The organism is Streptomyces auratus, from assembly GCF_050433025.1.
Lineage (GTDB): Bacteria > Actinomycetota > Actinomycetes > Streptomycetales > Streptomycetaceae > Streptomyces > Streptomyces sioyaensis.
On record NZ_JBNGCB010000003.1, the window covers coordinates 1,132,597 to 1,150,788 of the forward strand.

An 18,192-nucleotide genomic window follows, 5' to 3' on the forward strand; every position below is an offset into this window, starting at 1 on the left:
GCCGACGGCCGGGCCGCAGCACCGACGGCGGGGCCGTGCGCCGACGGCCGGGCCGCAGCACCGACGGCCGGGCCGCAACCAGCCCGCCCCGCCCGCGGACCTCACCCGACCGCCGCCGCCATCACCGCCTGGGCGATCGGCGCCGCGCTCCCGCCGCCGCTGATGTCCGCGCGATCGGCGGCCGCGTCCTCGACCACCACCGCCACCGCGACGGCCGGCTCATAGCTGTCCTTCGCCCGCGCCCAGGAGATGAACCAGGCATACGGCATGCCCTCGTTGTGCACCCCGTGCTGCGCGGTGCCCGTCTTGCCGCCGACCGTGGCGCCCTTGACGGCGGCGCGCCGGCCGCTGCCGTGCGCGACGACGTCGACCATCATCTCCTGGAGCTGCTGGGCCGTGACCGGGCCGATCACCTGGCGGGCAGGGAGGTGCGGGCCGTCCTCGACCAGGACGCCCCGGGCATCGGTCACCTTGTCGACGAGGTACGGCGGCGCCAACCGGCCCCCGTTGGCGACCACCGCCGACACCATCGCCATCTGGAGCGGCGTGGCGGCGGTGTCGTACTGCCCGATGGCCGACAGCGCGACCTGCGCGGGATCCATCCGGGTGTCGAAGGTGCTCGGTGCGACGGGCGAGGGGATGCGCAGCCGGCGGTCGTTGAAGCCGAACTTCCCGGCGGTGGCGGCCATGCCGCGCAGCCCGACCTCGGCGCCCAGCCGCGCGAAGACGGTGTTGCACGAGGCCCGGAACGCGTCCTTGAGCGAAGCGTCCGCACACCCCTTCGCGGCATTCCCGAGCCGGGTGGCGGTGCCGGGCAGGGGATAGGGGTCGGGGGAGTCCGTCGGGGCCTCGATATCGGTGACCTTGCCGCTCTCCAGCGCGGCCGCCGCGGTGACGACCTTGAAGGTGGAGCCGGGCGGATAGGTCTCCCCCAGGGCCCGGTTGAGCATCGGCCGCGGCTCGGCGCCGTTCAGCCGGCGCCAGGCCGCGCCGACCGCGGTGCCGTTGCCGGACAGCTCACCCGGGTCGTACGAGGGCGTACTGACCAGCGCCAGCACCCTGCCGGTGCGCGGCTCGATCGCGGCCACCGCGCCCTTCTTGTCCCCCAGGCCGTCGAACGCGGCGCGCTGCATCCGGGGGTTGATGGTGGTGTGGACGCTGCCGCCCGGCCGGTGGGCGCCGGTGAGACGGTCCCACCAGGGGAAGGTGGCGAGCCGGTCGTCGGCGCCGGTGAGCACGCCGTCCTCGGCGCTTTCCAGCAGCGAGGTCCCGTAGATCTGCGAGGAGTAGCCGGTGACCGGCGCATACAGCGGCCCCTCGGTGTAGCTGCGTTCGAAGCGCAGCCGCCCGCCGCTGTCCCGGGAGCCGGTCACCGGTCGGCCCGCGACGAGCAGGGCACCGCGCGGCTGCTCGTAACGGGCGATCGAGGTGCGGCGGTTGGCCGGGCTGTGGCCGTAGTGCTCCGTCTCGAAGATCTGCACCCGGGCCGCGTTGACCAGCACCGCGACGAGGAGCAGAAAGGAGAAAGCGGCGGTGTGGCGGATGCAGCGGATCAACGGCCGGCCTCCGGGGACGAGGAGGCCTCGTCGGCCGGGGCCGGCGGCGGGGCCGAGGGCGGCCGGCTCCGGGACGGCGTACCGGTCGGCTTCAGGAAGCCCGCCACCCAGCTCCCCGTCCCGAACAGGGTGTCCCGCCCGGCGAGGCTCCCCGCCCCGCTCCTGCCGTCCCGCGCCGCCTCGTTGGCCGCCTCGCTGACCGGCCCCTGACCCGCCGCGTGCGCCGGAGGTCCGGTCGCCGCGCCCTCGACATCGGCCGCCGCACTCCCCTCCTTGCTGCCGCTCTCGCCCCCCTCCGCCCGTGGCGTCCGCGCCCGATTGCTGATCCGCAGCAGCAGCGCGACGATGATCCAGTTGGTGACGACGGAGGACCCGCCCTGCGCGAGGAACGGCATCGCCATCCCCGTCAGCGGAATCAGCCCCATCACCCCGCCCGCGATGACGAAGACCTGAAGCGCGGGCAGCGCCGCGAGGCCCACGGCCAGCAGGCTGCCGAACGGGTCCCGCAGCCCGAGCGCGGCCCGATAGCCACGGGCCACCAGCAGCGCGTACAGCAGAAACAGCGCGGTCAGCCCGGCCAGCCCGAGTTCCTCGCCGAACGTCGCCAGAATGAAGTCGGACTTCATCGCGAAGCCGATCAGATACGAGTGCCCCTGGCCGAGGCCGGTGCCGAACATCCCGCCGGCCGCGAACGCGAACAGCGACTGGGCGAGCTGACCGGGCCCCTGACCCGCCGCGATCCCGGCGAACGGGTGCTGCCAGTCCTCGACCCGGCTGTGCACATGCGGCTCCAGCGTGCCGACGGCGGCCGCCCCGATGCCCGCCAGGAGCAGCCCGACCGCGATCCAGCCGGTCCGCCCGGTGGCCACGTACAGCAGGACGACGAAGATCCCGAAGAACAGCAGCGAGGTCCCCAGATCGCGTTCGAGGACCAGGACGGCCACGCTGACCAGCCAGATCGCCACGACCGGCCCGAGCACCCTTCCGGCGGGCAGCTGCAGCCGCCCCATACTGCGCCCGGTGCGCGCCAGTACGCCGCGGTTGGCCGCAAGATAGGCCGCGAAGAAGACGGTGATCAGCACCTTGGCGAACTCACCCGGCTGGATGGAGAATCCGGCGAGCCGGATCCAGATCTTCGCCCCGTTGACGGCGGGGAAGAGGATCGGCGCCGCCATGAGCAGCAGCGCGAGCCCCGCACACCGTGCGGCGTACCGCTGCAGCGTCCGGTGGTCGTGCAGCAGCACCACCACGCCGATGAAGAGCAGGAAACCGACCGTCGACCACACCAGCTGGGTGGGCGCGGCGTGGTTTCCCGGGGTGTCCAGATCGAGGCGGAAGATCAGGACCAGCCCGATCCCGTTGAGCAGCACCGCGGTGGGCAGCAGCAGCGGATCTGCGTACGGGGCGCGGAAGCGGACGGCGAGATGCGCGAGCAGCGCGAGTCCGCCGAGCCCCGCGCCGTAGCGAACCGCACCGCCCGGCAGGGCGTGCCACCGGGTGAGTCCCACGACGACGTACCCGCAGACGCTGATGAGAACGGCGCCTACCAGGAGGGCCAGTTCGATGCCCCGTCGCTTGGGCAGTAGCGGCAACGGTGGGGGAGTGTCCAACGGGCGCGCGGCGGCCGCCCTTGCCATTGCCGTCATGCCTGGCAACGTAGCAAGCGGCGACCGTTATTTCCGTTATGTCGGATGCGACGTTCGGGGTGCGCGGGCGTGCACGGGCCGCGTACGCCCCGGACGCGGGCCCGGGGCTACCTCGGGGGCACCCCTCGGGGTGCCCCCGCCCGGCCCCCTCAACACCAGCGGGGGTCCTCCCCGTCATGCACGATGTGGCGCACGGAGGACCAGGCGTACGAGGCATCGCTGAGCCTGTACCAGACCGGGTTGCCCTCGACCTTCTGCCCGTTGAGCCGGCAGGCGATCGCCACCACCGTCCCGTAGCGCTTCGATCCGACCGCGCGGTAGTCGTAGCTCGGCCCCGTGCGCAGCACCACACCCCTTTTGGCGACGACGCGGCCCTCGTACGGGGCGAGATCGTCCTCGTCGTCGGCAGCCTGTGCCGGGCCGGCCACGACGGCCCCGGTCAGCGCACCGGACAGCACGCAACGGGCGAACGCACCGATCTTGCCTGTCTTCGACCTCGGAAACATACGCTTCCTCCTGCGAAGGGGAGAGCCTCAGGGGAGTCCCTGCGGGGTGGATCGAGTGGTGTCACCGGGCGTCACCTGACGGACGGGCCGGGGCCGGGGCCCCGCCGGCGCGGTGCTCCTCGCACCCTTCCCCGGCTGCGAGTGCGGCTACTGCCTGCCGCGCGCCGCGCTCCGGCGGCACGCCCTGCCGACTTCTCTCGCTCTCCTTCACGCTAAGGAGACCCCGGAGGGTCCGCAACTCATCACGGTGGGTAAGGGGGGCGGCGGGGTGCCCCGGCCCGTCCTCGCCGGGCCGCCCGCACGCTCCCGGCGCCGCGAGGTGACCCCCAACCGGCCTTCACCGGGGCGCGGTTGGGCTGTCCGTACGCGGTGCCCCGGTCCCGTGGTCGGACCTGCAACCGGTTACCGCCTTGGGGCGGGGTGCGCAGGGGTGTGGGAGTGGCGGGGGTCGCGGCCATGCCTAAGGGAAGAATCAGGGACGCCCCAGGGGTCGCTCAGGGCCGTTCCGGGTTGTTCCGCGAACGCGCCCAATGGCACTTTGTAAACTCGTCCAGACCGAATAGAAGAAGAAGGCCGAGGCCGAGCTCGTCACGCTGATGCGGACGACCGAAGACTCCGGTCGATGGCATGGACCTGAGCCATGACCACCGTGAGCGAGGGGCTATGGCGTACGTCACACCCGTGCACGCCGAGCGGAGGTTCCGTGCTCTCCCGGCCGCCGTGGGCCGCGGAGCGCGGGTGACCGACCCCCTCGACGAAAGGCAGTATTAGCGTCATGACGACTCTCCGTTCCCGGATCATCGCCTGGGCCGGCCGTATGTATCTGGCGAGAACGCGCAGGAAAGGATTCGACCTGTCTCGAATGTCTTTCTTGCCCGAGTCCGTCCTGATGCCATTGCGGCGCGATGGTCTCGACCCGGTGGGCGATTTGGCGGCCGTCCGGGAGAAGGAGTCCATCAGTCGGCTTCCCGTACCCATAGCCGCCAACGTCTGGCTGGTCACCGGCTATGACGAGGTCAAGGCGGTACTGGGGAAGGCCGGTGCCTTCAGTTCGGACTTCACCAACCTCGTCGGCAAGGCCGGCGCGGGTGCCGAACAGAACCCCGGCGGACTCGGATTCGCCGACCCGCCCGTGCACACCCGCCTCCGCCGCCTTCTGACGCCGGAATTCACCATGCGCCGCCTCAGCCGGCTCACCCCCCGCATCCACGAGATCGTCGAAGAGCAGCTCGACGCCATGGAAAAGGCGGGCAAGGACGGCGACCCGGTCGACATCGTCCAACTTTTCGCCCTCCCTATCCCCTCCCTCGTCATTTGCGAACTCCTCGGCGTCCCCTATGAAGACCGCGCCGACTTCGAACGCCTCAGTGCCGCCCGCTTCGATCTTTTCAGCGGTGCAAACGCCTCCTTCGGTGCCATATCGGAATCCCTTTCCTATTTCCGGGACATCGTCAAGAAGCAGCGTGAAAACCCGGGTGACGGTCTGCTCGGGATGATCGTGCAGGAACACGGCGATTCGGTCAGCGACGAAGAGTTGGCGGGCCTCGCCGACGGCGTCCTGACCGGCGGCTTCGAAACCACCGCCAGCATGCTGGCGCTCGGCGCCCTGGTCCTCCTCCAGGACCCCAAGCACTTCGCGGCCCTGCACGACGGCGACGACGTCGTCGACCGCTATGTCGAGGAACTGCTCCGCTACCTGACCGTCGTACAGGTCGCCTTCCCGCGCTTCGCCCGCGAGGACCTGGAAATCGGCGGTGTCCAGATCGCCGCGGGAGATGTGGTGCTGTGCTCCCTGAGCGGTGCGGACCGCGACGGCAAACTGGGCCCGGACATGGAACAGTTCGACCCTTCCCGCAACGTCCCCTCCCACCTCGCCTTCGGCTACGGCATCCACCGCTGCGTGGGCGCCGAACTGGCCCGCATGGAACTCCGCGCCGCCTACCCGGCCCTGGTACGCCGCTTCCCCCGCATGCGCCTCGCCGCCACCCCGGAGGACCTGGAATTCCGCAAGCTCTCGATCGTGTACGGCATCGAGTCACTCCCGGTGCGGTTGAACGGCTGAGCGCAGGGAGGTCGGTCAGGATTCCTCGCTGTCAGTAGCCCCCGCCCGTCCGGTTGGGGTCGAACTGCCGGATCTTCGAGGCGAGATTGGGGTGCCGCCGCTCACATGCCGATTGAACGTCACGTCTTTCGGGTTGATTGCCCCAGCGCTGACGGCTGCACCGTCCGTCATCCGCCGTGCGGGTCGCCCACGGTGACGCCCATGACCTTCTCCAGCCCGTCCTGCACCAGCGCCACATCGTCCGCGGGGTTGCTGTTGCCGGGCTCCACGGCCCGCTGCTGGGCCACGGAGTGGGTGGCCGCCCAGATGAGCTGGTTCGAGGACACCCACGGCAGGGCGGTTTCGACGGGCGTCGTAGGGGGCGAACCGGCCGCACCGGACGAGGCGGTGGCCCGGTACGTGAAGCCGGGTTTGTCCTTCAAGCCGGGGTCGGCCGTGACGACGCCTTCCGTGAAGGCCGGCAGCCCGTAGCCGTAGAGGAAACCGTCCCTACGAGGGCGGGTTTTCATGTACACGCCGTTGCCTTCGAACGAACCGTTGTCGTTGGTGTTTCCTTCGATCGTGTAAGCGTTGTCGGCGTCGTACTTGCGGCGTGGCGACGAAGCCTCCGGCAGGGCCCGGCGCCGAACTGGCGGACCGCGAGTCCAGCGAACTGGCGACGGGCGACAAGCAACTCGTCTGGCAGGGCGAGGAAGGCCTCGGTCCCGACACCCGGCAGCCTGACCCCGCGAGGAGCCTCCTCGGCGCGCCGGACGTCCCAGCGATGCATCCGAGCCACGGCGACGCGTGGACGGAGAGGCAGCGGTCAGCCGGTTGATCGCCTGGACGAGGCCGGGTGTGTGGCGGCCGCGCCGGCCCGGCGGCTCGGCGAGCGGCGGGCGCCGGGCGACGGCCGGCAACCGTGAACCGGCCCGCCCCGCCCGCGGGCCTGTCCAGGACAACAAAAAATCGGACGCCCGCACCGAAATGCTGGCGTCCGATCATGGCACCCGGGTCCCGAGACCGATACGCGTTCCCGATCTCGTTCCACTTCCTGGGTGCCCCCGGCAGGATTCGAACCTGCGCACACGGCTCCGGAGGCCGTTGCTCTATCCCCTGAGCTACGGGGGCGTTGTCGCCGGTTTGTGCGGCGACGGGTAGAACCCTACCAGCTCTGATGGGGTGTTCATGAACAGGTTTGGCGGGAGGTGGGGAGGGTGCGGGTGGGGCGCTCACCGGTCCCTAGCGCATGGGTGCCGGGTGGTGGGTAGCGGTCGGGGAAAGGTCCTTCACACGGGGGCGGAAGTGGGGAAAACCGGGACGCAGTCGCAGGTGGGGCCCTAGTCTCATGGTGTGCCTGGCTTGTCCGGTCGGATCCTTGTTGTCGATGACAACAAGGTGATCCGCCAGTTGATCAGGGTCAATCTCGAGCTGGAGGGCTTCGAGGTCGTGACCGCGGCTGATGGTGCCGAGTGTCTGGATGTCGTGCACCACGTGAGACCTGATGTCGTGACCCTTGATGTCGTGATGCCGCGGCTCAACGGTCTGCACACCGCGGCGCGCTTGCGTTCCGATCCGCGGACGTGGGACATCCCTATCGCCATCGTCAGTGCCTGCACCCAAGGCGAGGTGGACAACGGGGAGTCGGTGGGGGTGGACGCGTTCCTTGCGAAACCGTTCGAGCCGGCCGAGCTGGTGCGGACCGTGGGCAAGCTGGTGCGTGAGGGCCGGCAACGGCAGCATGGGCCCGAGGGCGGGACCGAGGACGAGGACGGGGAAAGCGACGGGGGCGGGGGAGCGACGGAGCGTGGTGCTTCGTCCGGTGGGGTCGCGACGTCCGGTGGGGTGGGTGTGGTGGATGCGGGTGGGGAGTAGGGGGACGGAGACGTGCCGGAGGGCTCGTTGTAGAGCGGGCGACGGGATGCGCGGTTCGTCCGGCCGAGTAGGGACGGAATAGGGGTGATCGTCCCGGGTCGTTCGGCGGATCGCTATGTGGATCGATACGCAGAGTGTCCACAGGGCGAAACCGGGTCGCATAGGTACCCCGGGTCTCCCATACGCTTGTCCTGTGACCCCCGCTGAGCTCTCCCGTACCGTCCTGCGCTCCGTGCGTGGTGCGGTGGAGGAGCAGGAGCTCTCCGTGTCCGTGCCGGCGCGGATCGTGGTGCGGCCGTCGCCGCGGCCCGGGTGTGGGGACTATGCCTCCAATGTCGCGCTGCAGCTCGCCAAGCCGGCGGGCCGGCCGGCCCGCGAGGTGGCCGAGATTCTGCGGAAGCGGCTGGCCGGGAGTCCCGGGATCGCCCGGGTCGAGATCGCCGGGCCCGGGTTCTTGAATTTCACGCTGGGGGACGAGGCGCAGATCGCCCTGGTGCGGGAAGTGCTGGCGCAGGGGAGCGGATACGGGGACCGGAGTGCCCGGACCAACCTGAGTGCCCGGAGCACCCGGACGGCAGAAGCCGGTTCGGTCGACGGTTCCGCTCCTGCCGACGGTGCCGTGGCCGGTTCCGATGCGCGTGAGGTGGTCGTGGCCGAGGCGTTGGCGCGGATCGAGGCGGCGGCCGGCGCACCGGCCCGCAGGTGTGCGCTCCCCGTCCCCCACCCGCCCGACCTCGTCGCCCTCCTCGCCCGTCTGGGCTCCGATGAAGCGCGCTGGGTGCTGTTGCGGCCGGCCGCGCATGATCCGGTGCGGGTGCCGGAGCGGCCCGTGCAGCGGGAGAGCAATCCACGGTTCCGGGTGCAGTACGCGCACGCCCGGGCTCGGGCGCTGCTGCGGAACGCGGGTGAGCTGGGGTTTTCGGGGGAGCCGGGGGATGTGGGGCTTCCGGTGGCCGAGGGCGCCTCGGGGGTCCCGGACGAGGCGGCGCGACGGTTCGGGTCCGGTGAGCCCGCCGGAACGCAGGCCGCCCCCGCGGGCCGGACGCTTCAGGGGCTGCTCACTCTTCTCGCCACCTATCCCTCCGCCATCGAGGCCGCCGCGCGGCTGCGGGCGCCGGACCGGGTGGTGCGGCATCTGGAGGCGACCGCGGATGCGTTCTTCCGCTGGCACGACGACTTTCCGCCACTGCCCGTCGGGGAGCAGAAACCCTTGGCCGTGCACCGGGCCCGGCTGGCGCTTGCCGAAGCCGCAGGGACGGTGCTCGCCAACGGCCTGCGTCTGCTCGGCATCTCCGCTCCCGAATACCTCTGAACCATTTTGAGGGGATCTCTCCGCTATGAGTCGTTCCGCGCACCCCGCAGGGCCCCGGCACGCCGATGTGTTGCCCGAGGGGCACTACGCCGGGCCGCCCGCCGATCTCAACACGCTTGACCCGCGGGTCTGGTCGCGTACGGTCCAGCGCAATGCCGACGGTGTGGTCACCGTCGGCGGGCTGGACGTCACCGCGCTCGCCGAGGAGTTCGGTACGCCGGCGTACTTCCTCGACGAGGACGACTTCCGGGCGCGCTGCCGGGCCTGGAAGGACGCCTTCGGGCCGGGGGCCGATGTGTTCTACGCCGGGAAGGCCTTCCTGTCGCGGGCCATCGTGCGCTGGCTGCACGAGGAGGGGCTGAACCTCGACGTCTGCTCCGGCGGCGAGCTGGCGACGGCGCTGGCGGCGGGCATGCCGGCCGAGCGGATCGCATTGCACGGCAACAACAAGAGCACCGAGGAGATCACCCGCGCCGTGGAGGCGGGGGTCGGGCGGATCGTGCTCGACTCGTTCCAGGAGATCGTGCGAGTCGCGCACATCGCGGAGCGGCTGGGCAAGCGCCAGCGGGTGCAGATCCGGGTCACGGTCGGTGTCGAGGCGCATACGCACGAATTCATCGCGACCGCGCACGAGGACCAGAAGTTCGGCATCGCGCTGGCGGGCGGCCAGGCGGCAGAGGCCGTACGGCGCGCGCTCAAGCTGGACGGCCTGGAACTCATCGGAATTCACAGCCATATCGGGTCGCAGATCTTCGACATGGCCGGATTTGAAGTGTCCGCCCGCCGTGTCGTGCAATTGCTGACCGAAGTGCGCGACGAGCACGGCATCGAGCTGCCCGAGATCGATCTGGGCGGTGGGCTCGGCATCGCGTACACCTCGGACGACGACCCGCGCGAGCCGCACGAGATCGCGGCGGCGCTGGGCGACATCGTGAGCCGCGAGTGCGCGGCGGCGGGGCTGGCGGTGCCGCGGCTGTCGGTCGAGCCCGGGCGGGCGATCGTCGGGCCGACGGCGTTCACGCTCTACGAGGTCGGCACGGTCAAGGAGCTGGAGGGGCTGCGGACGTATGTGTCCGTGGACGGCGGGATGTCGGACAACATCCGCACCGCGCTGTACGACGCGGAGTACAGCGTGGCCCTGGTCTCGCGGACCTCGGACGCCGAGCCGATGCTGTCGCGGGTGGTCGGCAAGCACTGCGAGAGCGGGGACATCGTCGTACGCGACGCCTTCCTGCCGGCCGACGTGGCGCCCGGGGACCTGCTCGCGGTGCCGGCCACCGGTGCGTACTGCCGTTCCATGGCGAGCAACTACAACCACTCGCTGCGGCCGCCGGTCGTAGCTGTCAGGAACGGTGCGGCCAGGGTGATCGTCCGGCGGGAGACGGAGGAAGATCTCCTGCGGTTGGACGTCGGCTAGGGCCGGATCGCCGGGCCCCGACCCGGGATGAAATAAATGTCTCGGCATCTGGACGACGGACGGAAACCGCCGTCCGGTGCGTGAGACTGGTGCATGAAGCAAGCCGAAAATCGCTGATCGATGAGAAGCAGAGGTCGAATGATGCGTACGCGTCCGCTGAAGGTGGCGCTCCTGGGCTGTGGTGTTGTCGGCTCAGAGGTGACGCGCATCATGACGACGCACGCCGACGATCTCGCCGCCCGCATCGGTGCGCCCGTGGAGCTCGCCGGGATCGCCGTCCGCCGCCCCGACAAGGTGCGCGAGGGCGTCCCGGCCGACCTGATCACCACCGATGCCACCGCACTGGTCAAACGCGGCGACATTGATGTCGTGATCGAGGTGATCGGCGGTATCGAGCCGGCCCGCACGCTGATCACCACCGCGTTCGAGCACGGCGCGAGCGTGGTCTCCGCCAACAAGGCGCTGGTCGCGGCGGACGGCGCGGCGCTGCACGCGGCCGCCGAGGCCAAGGGCGCGGATCTGTATTACGAGGCCGCCGTCGCCGGTGCGATCCCGCTGGTGCGGCCGCTGCGCGAGTCGCTGGCCGGCGACAAGGTCAACCGGGTGCTCGGCATCGTCAACGGCACGACCAATTTCATTCTCGACAAGATGGATTCGACCGGCGCGGGCTACAGCGAGGCGCTGGACGAGGCGACCGCGCTGGGCTACGCGGAGGCCGACCCGACCGCCGACGTCGAGGGCTTCGACGCCGCCGCCAAGGCCGCGATCCTCGCCGGCATCGCCTTCCACACCCGGGTGACCATCGACGATGTGCACCGCGAGGGCCTCACGGAGGTCACCGCCGCCGACATCGCCTCCGCCAAGCGGATGGGGTGCACGGTCAAGCTGCTGGCGATCTGCGAGCGGGCCGCGGACGGCGCGTCCGTCACCGCGCGGGTGCACCCCGCGATGATTCCGCTGACGCATCCGCTCGCCTCCGTCCGAGAGGCGTACAACGCGGTCTTCATCGAGGCCGACGCGGCCGGTCAGCTGATGTTCTACGGACCCGGCGCGGGCGGTTCGCCCACCGCCTCCGCGGTCCTCGGCGACCTCGTGGCGGTCTGCCGCAACAAGCTCTCCGGCACCACCGGGCCCGGCGAGTCCGCCTACACACGGCTGCCGGTCAGCCCCATGGGCGCGGTCATCACGCGGTACCACATCAGTCTCGACGTGGCCGACAAGCCCGGTGTTCTCGCGCAGGTCGCGACCATCTTCGCCGAACACGGCGTATCGATCGATACGGTCCGTCAGCAGGGCAAGGACGGCGAGGCATCGCTCGTCATCGTCACCCACCGGGCGGCGGATGCGGCCCTGTCGTCGACCGTCGTGGCACTGCGCGAGCTCGACACCGTCCGCGGTGTCGCCAGCATCATGCGGGTCGAAGGGGAGTAGAGGAACCCATGTCAGCCAATTCCACCGTGACCACGACGAGTCGTCAGTGGCGCGGAATCATCGAGGAATACCGCGACCGCCTCCCGGTCAGCGACACGACCGAGGTCGTCACCCTCCGGGAGGGCGGCACACCCCTCGTACCGGCCCAGGTCCTCTCCGAGCGCACCGGGTGTGAGGTGCACCTCAAGGTCGAGGGCGCCAACCCCACCGGTTCCTTCAAGGACCGCGGCATGACGATGGCGATCACCCGCGCCAAGGAGGAGGGCGCCAAGGCGGTCATCTGCGCCTCCACCGGCAACACCTCCGCCTCGGCCGCCGCCTACGCGGTCCGCGCGGGCATGGTCTGTGCGGTGCTCGTCCCGCAGGGCAAGATCGCGCTCGGCAAGATGGGCCAGGCCCTGGTGCACGGCGCAAAGATTCTCCAGGTCGACGGAAATTTCGACGACTGCCTGACGCTGGCCCGCCGGCTGTCCGACAACTACCCCGTCGCACTTGTGAACTCCGTCAATCCGGTTCGTATCGAGGGCCAGAAGACCGCGGCCTTCGAAATCGTCGACATGCTCGACGATGCGCCGGACATCCACGTGCTGCCCGTCGGCAACGCCGGCAACATCACCGCGTACTGGCGGGGCTACCAGGAGTACGCGGCCGACGGCATCGCCTCCCGCACCCCGCGCATGTGGGGCTTCCAGGCCTCCGGCAGCGCCCCGATCGTGCGCGGCGAGGTCGTCAAGGACCCGACGACCATCGCCACCGCGATCCGCATCGGAAACCCCGCCTCGTGGGCGAACGCCGAGCGGGCGCGGGACGAGTCCGGCGGCTTCATCGACGACGTGACCGATCGTCAAATCCTGTCCGCCTACCGCCTGTTGGCCGCGCAGGAGGGCGTCTTCGTGGAGCCCGCCTCGGCCGCGTCGGTCGCCGGTCTGCTCAAGGCCGCCGAGGAGGGCAAGGTCGACCCCGGCCAGCGCATCGTCTGCACGGTCACCGGCAACGGCCTCAAGGACCCGGACTGGGCGGTGGCCGGTGCGCCGCAGCCGGTCACGGTCCCGGTCGACGCGGGCGCCGCTGCCGAGCGCCTCGGCCTCGTCTAGGACCCCGCCGTACGCGTGGACCTGCGTGTACGGCACCCGGTGGCGGGGCGCGGTGAGCGTCCCGTCACCTCCCGCACAGCAAATTGTGCAAAGGCTGCAAAGTCCAGGGAAAGCGACGCTGGTGCACGGCGCAGCGCGCGACACGCATCGTGCGCCTCCTGTGCGCCCTATGTCGCGACAGAACCTTCCTTCGATAGGCTGGCAGCAACTCCCCTCCCCACGGCATGACGCAGTGGTGTGCAGGGCAGGTCAGAACGGTCCCCATGAGCCGGCCGGGCGCCTCGGTGCCGCGGCGCTCCGGGGCAGTACCGCAGCATCAATCAAGGAGAGTCATCGAGCGATGGCCGGTCCCGCGTTCCGCGCCGCCGCCGTCCGGGTGCGCACCCCCGCTACCAGCGCCAATCTCGGTCCCGGCTTCGATGCCCTGGGTCTTTCCCTGGGCCTGTACGACGATGTCGTGGTGCGCGTCGCCGACTCCGGGCTGCACATCGACATCGCAGGTGAGGGCGCCGACACCCTGTCCCGCGACGAGAGCCATCTGCTCGTCCGGTCGATGCGCACCGCCTTCGATCTGCTCGGCGGGCAGCCGCGCGGCCTGGAAATCGTCTGCGCCAACCGCATCCCGCACGGCCGCGGCCTGGGGTCCTCCTCGGCCGCCATCTGCGCCGGCATCGTCGCCGCGCGCGCCGTGACGATAGGCGGCGAGCAAAAGCTCGACGACACCGCACTGCTGGAGCTGGCCACCGAGATCGAGGGCCACCCCGACAACGTCGCCGCCTGTCTGCTGGGCGGTTTCACGCTCGCCTGGATGGACTCCGGCACCGCCCGCGCGATCCGGATGGATCCCGCCGATTCCATCGTTCCGGTGGTCTTCGTGCCCGGAAAGCCGGTGCTCACCGAGACCGCCCGCGGACTGCTGCCGCGCACCGTCCCGCATGTGGACGCCGCGGCCAACGCCGGCCGCGCCGCACTGCTCGTCGAGGCCCTGACCAGGCGCCCCGAGCTGCTGCTCGCCGCGACCGAGGACCGACTCCACCAGGAATACCGCGCTCCCGCGATGCCGGAGAGCGTGGCCCTGGTGAACCGGCTGCGCGTGGACGGCGTCCCCGCAGTCGTGTCCGGTGCGGGCCCGACGGTGCTCGCGCTGGTGGAGGACGCGGCGGCCGACAAGGTCGCGGCACTGGCGGGCGAGGGGTGGGCGGCAAACCGCCTGGCCCTCGACGCGGCGGGCGCCTGCGTACTGCCGCTCGCCGGGTGAGCACGCAGGTGGCCGACGATTGCCGGTCTTGGAGAGGGGGAATGTTTGTTGGATCCGGTAGTGTTAACCTCAAGTCAGTACTCGACGCCTGAGTGGCGCGGTGCTTCGTGTCCCCCATCGGGACCACTTTCTTCCGGGAGCCTCCCAATCTGCTGGGCGCAATTGTCAAAGCCGGCAATTGCCTGAGCGGAAGTGAGCACGCTCCGGAATCGGCGTGGTGAATGGCCACTCTGCATCTCCTCACGCCGGCGCCATGAACTGATCTCTCCGCCATTTCCGGCGGGACCACCGCCCCGGCCCGGTCCACCAGACCAAGGACCCAGCCGGACAGCACAACCGGTCGCCGAGCCAGACAGGCCGACGCCCGCTCCAGGGAAGGACCCTTCGTGAGCGACACCACCGATCTGATGGGCGCGCGTACCGATGGCAGTGCCACCGCGCCCGCCACGGACGCTCCCGCCGCGCCTGCAACCACGCGGCGCCGCCGTTCCGGCACCGGCCTTGACGGCATGGTCCTGGCAGAGCTGCAGCAGGTCGCCTCCGGCCTCGGTATCAAGGGCACCGCGCGGATGCGCAAGAGCCAGCTGATCGAGGTCATCAAGGAGAAGCAGGCCACGGGCTCGGGCTCCGGCGCCAAGGCCGACGCGCCCGCCGACACCGAGACCAAGCCCAAGCGCCGTACGACCTCCAAGGCCCGTACCGGCGAGGACGGCGGGGAGCAGGCCGCCGGCAAGGCAGCCAAGTCCGACAAGGGCGACAAGGCCGCCGACAAGGCCGGGGCCCAGCAGCAGATCGACATCCCCGGCCAGCCCGTCAGCGACGAGCAGCCGGCCGGCGAGCGCCGCCGGCGCCGTGCCACGGCCGCCGCGGGCAGCCCCGAGGCCGCTTCCGGCGACCTCAAGACCGACACCAAGGTCGAGGCGAAGACCGAGATCAAGACCGAGGCCAGGACCGACACCGCGGTCTCCCCCCAGGAGACCGGCGAGGGCCGCCCCGGCAAGAGCGGCGAGCGCCAGGAGCGCGGGGACCGCCAGGACCGCGGCCAGAAGGGCGACCGCGGGGACCGCGGCCAGCGCCAGCGCGACCGCGGCGACCGCCGCAAGGGCGACGCCGGCGACGGCGGCCAGGGCGGTCAGGGCGGCCAGCGTCAGCGCGATCGCCGCAATGACGACGACGACGACTTCGAGGGCGGCCGCCGGGGCCGTCGCGGGCGCTACCGCGACCGCCGGGGCCGTCGCGGCGGCCGCGAGGACTTCGGCAACGAGCCGCAGGTCTCCGAGGACGACGTCCTGATCCCCGTCGCGGGCATCCTCGACATCCTCGACAACTACGCCTTCATCCGGACCTCCGGCTACCTGCCGGGCCCGAACGACGTGTACGTCTCGCTCGCCCAGGTCCGCAAGAACGGCCTGCGCAAGGGCGACCACGTCACCGGCGCGGTCCGCCAGCCCAAGGACGGCGAGCGGCGCGAGAAGTTCAACGCGCTGGTCCGCCTCGACACGGTCAACAGCGTGGCGCCCGAACAGGGCCGCGGGCGGCCGGAGTTCGGGAAGCTGACGCCCCTGTACCCGCAGGAGCGGCTGCGCCTGGAGGGTGAGTCGGGCGGGCTGACGACCCGGATCATCGATCTGGTCACCCCGATCGGCAAGGGCCAGCGCGGTCTGATCGTGGCCCCGCCGAAGACCGGCAAGACCATGATCATGCAGGCGATCGCCAACTCGATCACCCGCAACAACCCCGAGTGCCACCTGATGGTCGTCCTCGTCGACGAGCGTCCCGAAGAGGTCACCGACATGCAGCGGTCGGTCAAGGGCGAGGTCATCTCCTCGACCTTCGACCGCCCGGCCGAGGACCACACCACCGTCGCCGAGCTGGCCATCGAGCGCGCCAAGCGCCTGGTCGAGCTGGGCCACGACGTGGTCGTCCTGCTGGACTCGATCACCCGTCTGGGACGTGCGTACAACCTGGCCGCCCCGGCCTCCGGCCGCATCCTGTCCGGTGGTGTCGACTCGACCGCGCTCTACCCGCCGAAGCGCTTCTTCGGCGCCGCGCGCAACATCGAGGACGGCGGTTCGCTGACCATCCTGGCCACCGCGCTGGTCGAGACCGGCTCGCGGATGGACGAGGTGATCTTCGAGGAGTTCAAGGGCACCGGCAACCTGGAGCTCAAGCTCGACCGCAAGCTCTCGGACAAGCGCATCTTCCCGGCGGTGGACGTGGACGCGTCCAGCACCCGTAAGGAAGAGATCCTCATGGGCAGCGACGAGCTGGCCATCGTGTGGAAGCTGCGCCGGGTGCTGCACGCCCTGGACCAGCAGCAGGCCATCGAGCTGCTGCTGGACAAGATGAAGCAGACGAAGTCCAACGCGGAGTTCCTGCTGCAGATCCAGAAGACGACGCCGACCGCGGGCAACGGCAACGACTGACGCCCGAGGGCGCGTCCGGCGCCGTCCCCGAAGCCCCTCTCGCCGCTCCAGGTGAGGGGGGCTTCGTGCTGCCCGCTGTCTGCGGGCGGGCCGCGGGCGGCGCTGTGACCTGCACCGCGTCCGGGCGGGGCGGGCGGACGCCGGGTTTGAGACGTTCCGCACAGATCCACTGCAACCCACCCGGTTTCGGCCATGGCGGAAAACGGGACGAAAGTCCAGGTGAGCAGGACGAAGGTCCCGGGCGGGCGGTTCGGCCCGCGGCGGCTTTCTAAGAAAGCGCTCATGACTCGCTGTGCAACCCTTCCCCTCAACCTCCCGTCTGACAGGGCGACCCGGGCATGACAGCGCGCTGTCCGGTGGCGGCGGGGCGCAGCCGAGCGAACGAGGACTGAGGAGCAGATGGCGGACAGCAACGGGACCGCGAACACGGCCGAAAGCCGTGCCCGCGGCATACGCGCCACGGGCCGTCGGCGCAAAGGGCCCACCCGGCGCCGCCGGATACTGACCATCACCCTGTGCACGCTGGTCAGCGTCGTACTCCTCGGTGGTGCCGGTCTCGGCTACGTCTACTTCAAGCTCAACGGCAATCTGAAGGGCGTCGACATCAACTCCGCCCTCGGGCACGACCGGCCGCAGAACGTCGACAACGGCTCGATGGACATCCTCGTGATGGGCTCCGACTCCCGGGCCGGCAAGAACGGTGAGTACGGCAAGGACGAGGGCGGCGCGCGGTCCGACACGGCGATGATCGTGCACGTCTACAAGGGCCACAAGAAGGCCAGCGTGGTCAGCATCCCGCGCGACACCCTGGTCAAGCGCCCGGACTGCACCACCAACGGCAAGGACATCCCCGGGCAACAGCGGGCGATGTTCAACACCGCGTTCGAGGTCGGCGGCCCGGCCTGCGCCGTGAAGACCGTCGAGTCGATCAGCGGGACCCGGATGGATCACTTCATCGAGGTCGACTTCACCGGCTTCAAGAAGCTCATCGACGCGCTGGGCGGGGTGGACGTCACCACCAAGAAGTCGATCGACGACAACAGCAGCCATCTGCATCTGCCGGCCGGCAAGCACACCCTCAACGGCGAGCAGTCGCTCGCCCTGGTCCGCACCCGGCACGGCGTCCCCGGCGGCGACGGCAGCGACCTGGGCCGTATCCAGCTCCAGCAGACGTTCCTCAAGGCCCTGATGAACCAGGTCAAGAACGTCGGGGTGCTCACCAACCCCACCAAGCTCTACGACATCGCCGACACGGCCACCAAGGCCATCACCACCGACACCGACCTCAATTCGGTCAGCGAACTGACCGGGCTGGCCAAGAGCCTGGGCAACATCGGGTCGGACAACATCAACATGGTCACGCTGCCGGTCACGTACGACAAGGCCAACCCCGACCGGGTGGTGCCGCTGGAGAAGCAGAGCCGGCTGGTCTGGGACGCGCTGCGGCAGGACAAGGAGATCCCCAAGTCCGCGACCAAGGGCTCGGCCGGTGACCAGGGCGGCACGGACCGGTACGTGAAGTAGCCGGACGCCGCGGTCGAGGGGGGCCACCGGCCCCCCGGAGCGGCCCGGGAATAGCCGCGGCTCCACCCCGGTTTTGGGAGATACGGCTAGTCCTGGCAGACTGGAC

The 18,192-nt window shown here is 70.5% G+C and carries 13 protein-coding genes, 1 tRNA gene and 1 pseudogene; 10 read left to right on the forward strand and 5 right to left on the reverse strand.

Translation table 11 applies throughout. The features are described 5' to 3' along the window. Nucleotides 1-101: 101 nt before the first annotated feature. The 3 genes and pseudogenes from BKA18_RS24705 to BKA18_RS24715 form a co-directional block, all read right to left on the reverse strand. Nucleotides 102-1,556 carry a penicillin-binding transpeptidase domain-containing protein gene (locus BKA18_RS24705; protein ID WP_366045529.1) on the reverse strand — a complete coding sequence of 485 codons (1,455 nt, stop codon included), beginning with the start codon at nt 1,554-1,556 and terminating at the stop codon, nt 102-104. Nucleotides 1,557-1,834: 278 nt separating this feature from the next. Beyond that, nucleotides 1,835-3,193 (reverse strand): annotated as a pseudogene (locus tag BKA18_RS24710) (FtsW/RodA/SpoVE family cell cycle protein); the annotation flags it as partial. A 158-nt stretch (nt 3,194-3,351) separates the two neighbouring features. After that, complete coding sequence (locus tag BKA18_RS24715) at nt 3,352-3,708, reverse strand: hypothetical protein (protein ID WP_366045528.1); 357 nt, start codon at nt 3,706-3,708, stop codon at nt 3,352-3,354. A gap of 775 nt (nt 3,709-4,483) precedes the next feature. Between BKA18_RS24715 and BKA18_RS24720 the strand changes: the two genes are divergently transcribed. Next, complete coding sequence (locus BKA18_RS24720; protein WP_366045527.1) at nt 4,484-5,770, forward strand: cytochrome P450; 1,287 nt, start codon at nt 4,484-4,486, stop codon at nt 5,768-5,770. Between the two features lie 167 nt (nt 5,771-5,937). Here the strand turns inward: BKA18_RS24720 and BKA18_RS24725 are convergent, their stop codons facing one another. Further along, on the reverse strand, nt 5,938-6,279 hold the full coding sequence (locus tag BKA18_RS24725) for a hypothetical protein (protein ID WP_366045526.1): 342 nt from the start codon (nt 6,277-6,279) through the stop codon (nt 5,938-5,940). Between the two features lie 83 nt (nt 6,280-6,362). On the opposite strand from BKA18_RS24725, the gene BKA18_RS24730 reads away from it, so the two are divergent. After that, a complete protein-coding gene (locus BKA18_RS24730; protein WP_366045525.1) occupies nt 6,363-6,587 on the forward strand; it encodes a hypothetical protein in 225 nt (74 codons plus the stop codon). A 221-nt stretch (nt 6,588-6,808) separates the two neighbouring features. On the opposite strand, the gene BKA18_RS24735 is transcribed toward BKA18_RS24730, so the two are convergent. Beyond that, nucleotides 6,809-6,880 (reverse strand) — tRNA-Arg (locus tag BKA18_RS24735). Nucleotides 6,881-7,111: 231 nt separating this feature from the next. On the opposite strand from BKA18_RS24735, the gene BKA18_RS24740 reads away from it, so the two are divergent. The 8 genes from BKA18_RS24740 to BKA18_RS24775 all read left to right on the forward strand — a co-directional run bounded on the left by BKA18_RS24740 (nt 7,112) and on the right by BKA18_RS24775 (nt 18,086). Further along, on the forward strand, nt 7,112-7,624 hold the full coding sequence (locus tag BKA18_RS24740) for a response regulator (protein WP_429638773.1): 513 nt from the start codon (nt 7,112-7,114) through the stop codon (nt 7,622-7,624). 193 nt (nt 7,625-7,817) lie between these two features. Then, a complete protein-coding gene (nrtL, locus tag BKA18_RS24745) occupies nt 7,818-8,936 on the forward strand; it encodes an ArgS-related anticodon-binding protein NrtL (protein ID WP_366045523.1) in 1,119 nt (372 codons plus the stop codon). Nucleotides 8,937-8,961: 25 nt separating this feature from the next. Beyond that, nucleotides 8,962-10,353, forward strand: coding sequence for a diaminopimelate decarboxylase (gene lysA, locus BKA18_RS24750; protein ID WP_366045522.1), 1,392 nt, complete (start codon nt 8,962-8,964; stop codon nt 10,351-10,353). Between the two features lie 138 nt (nt 10,354-10,491). Then, nucleotides 10,492-11,784: a homoserine dehydrogenase gene (locus BKA18_RS24755; RefSeq protein WP_366045521.1), complete on the forward strand. Its 1,293-nt coding sequence runs from the start codon at nt 10,492-10,494 to the stop codon at nt 11,782-11,784. Between the two features lie 8 nt (nt 11,785-11,792). Continuing rightward, on the forward strand, nt 11,793-12,878 hold the full coding sequence (gene thrC / locus BKA18_RS24760) for a threonine synthase (RefSeq protein ID WP_366045520.1): 1,086 nt from the start codon (nt 11,793-11,795) through the stop codon (nt 12,876-12,878). A 340-nt stretch (nt 12,879-13,218) separates the two neighbouring features. Next, entirely contained in the window at nt 13,219-14,136 is a 918-nt protein-coding gene (gene thrB / locus BKA18_RS24765; RefSeq protein ID WP_366045519.1) for a homoserine kinase, read from the forward strand. Between the two features lie 386 nt (nt 14,137-14,522). After that, nucleotides 14,523-16,562: a transcription termination factor Rho gene (gene rho / locus BKA18_RS24770; RefSeq protein ID WP_366045518.1), complete on the forward strand. Its 2,040-nt coding sequence runs from the start codon at nt 14,523-14,525 to the stop codon at nt 16,560-16,562. Between the two features lie 399 nt (nt 16,563-16,961). After that, the gene (locus BKA18_RS24775) at nt 16,962-18,086 is read left to right on the forward strand and encodes an LCP family protein (protein ID WP_366045517.1); all 1,125 of its coding nucleotides are present in this window, start codon (nt 16,962-16,964) and stop codon (nt 18,084-18,086) included. The last annotated feature ends 106 nt before the right edge of the window (nt 18,087-18,192 follow it).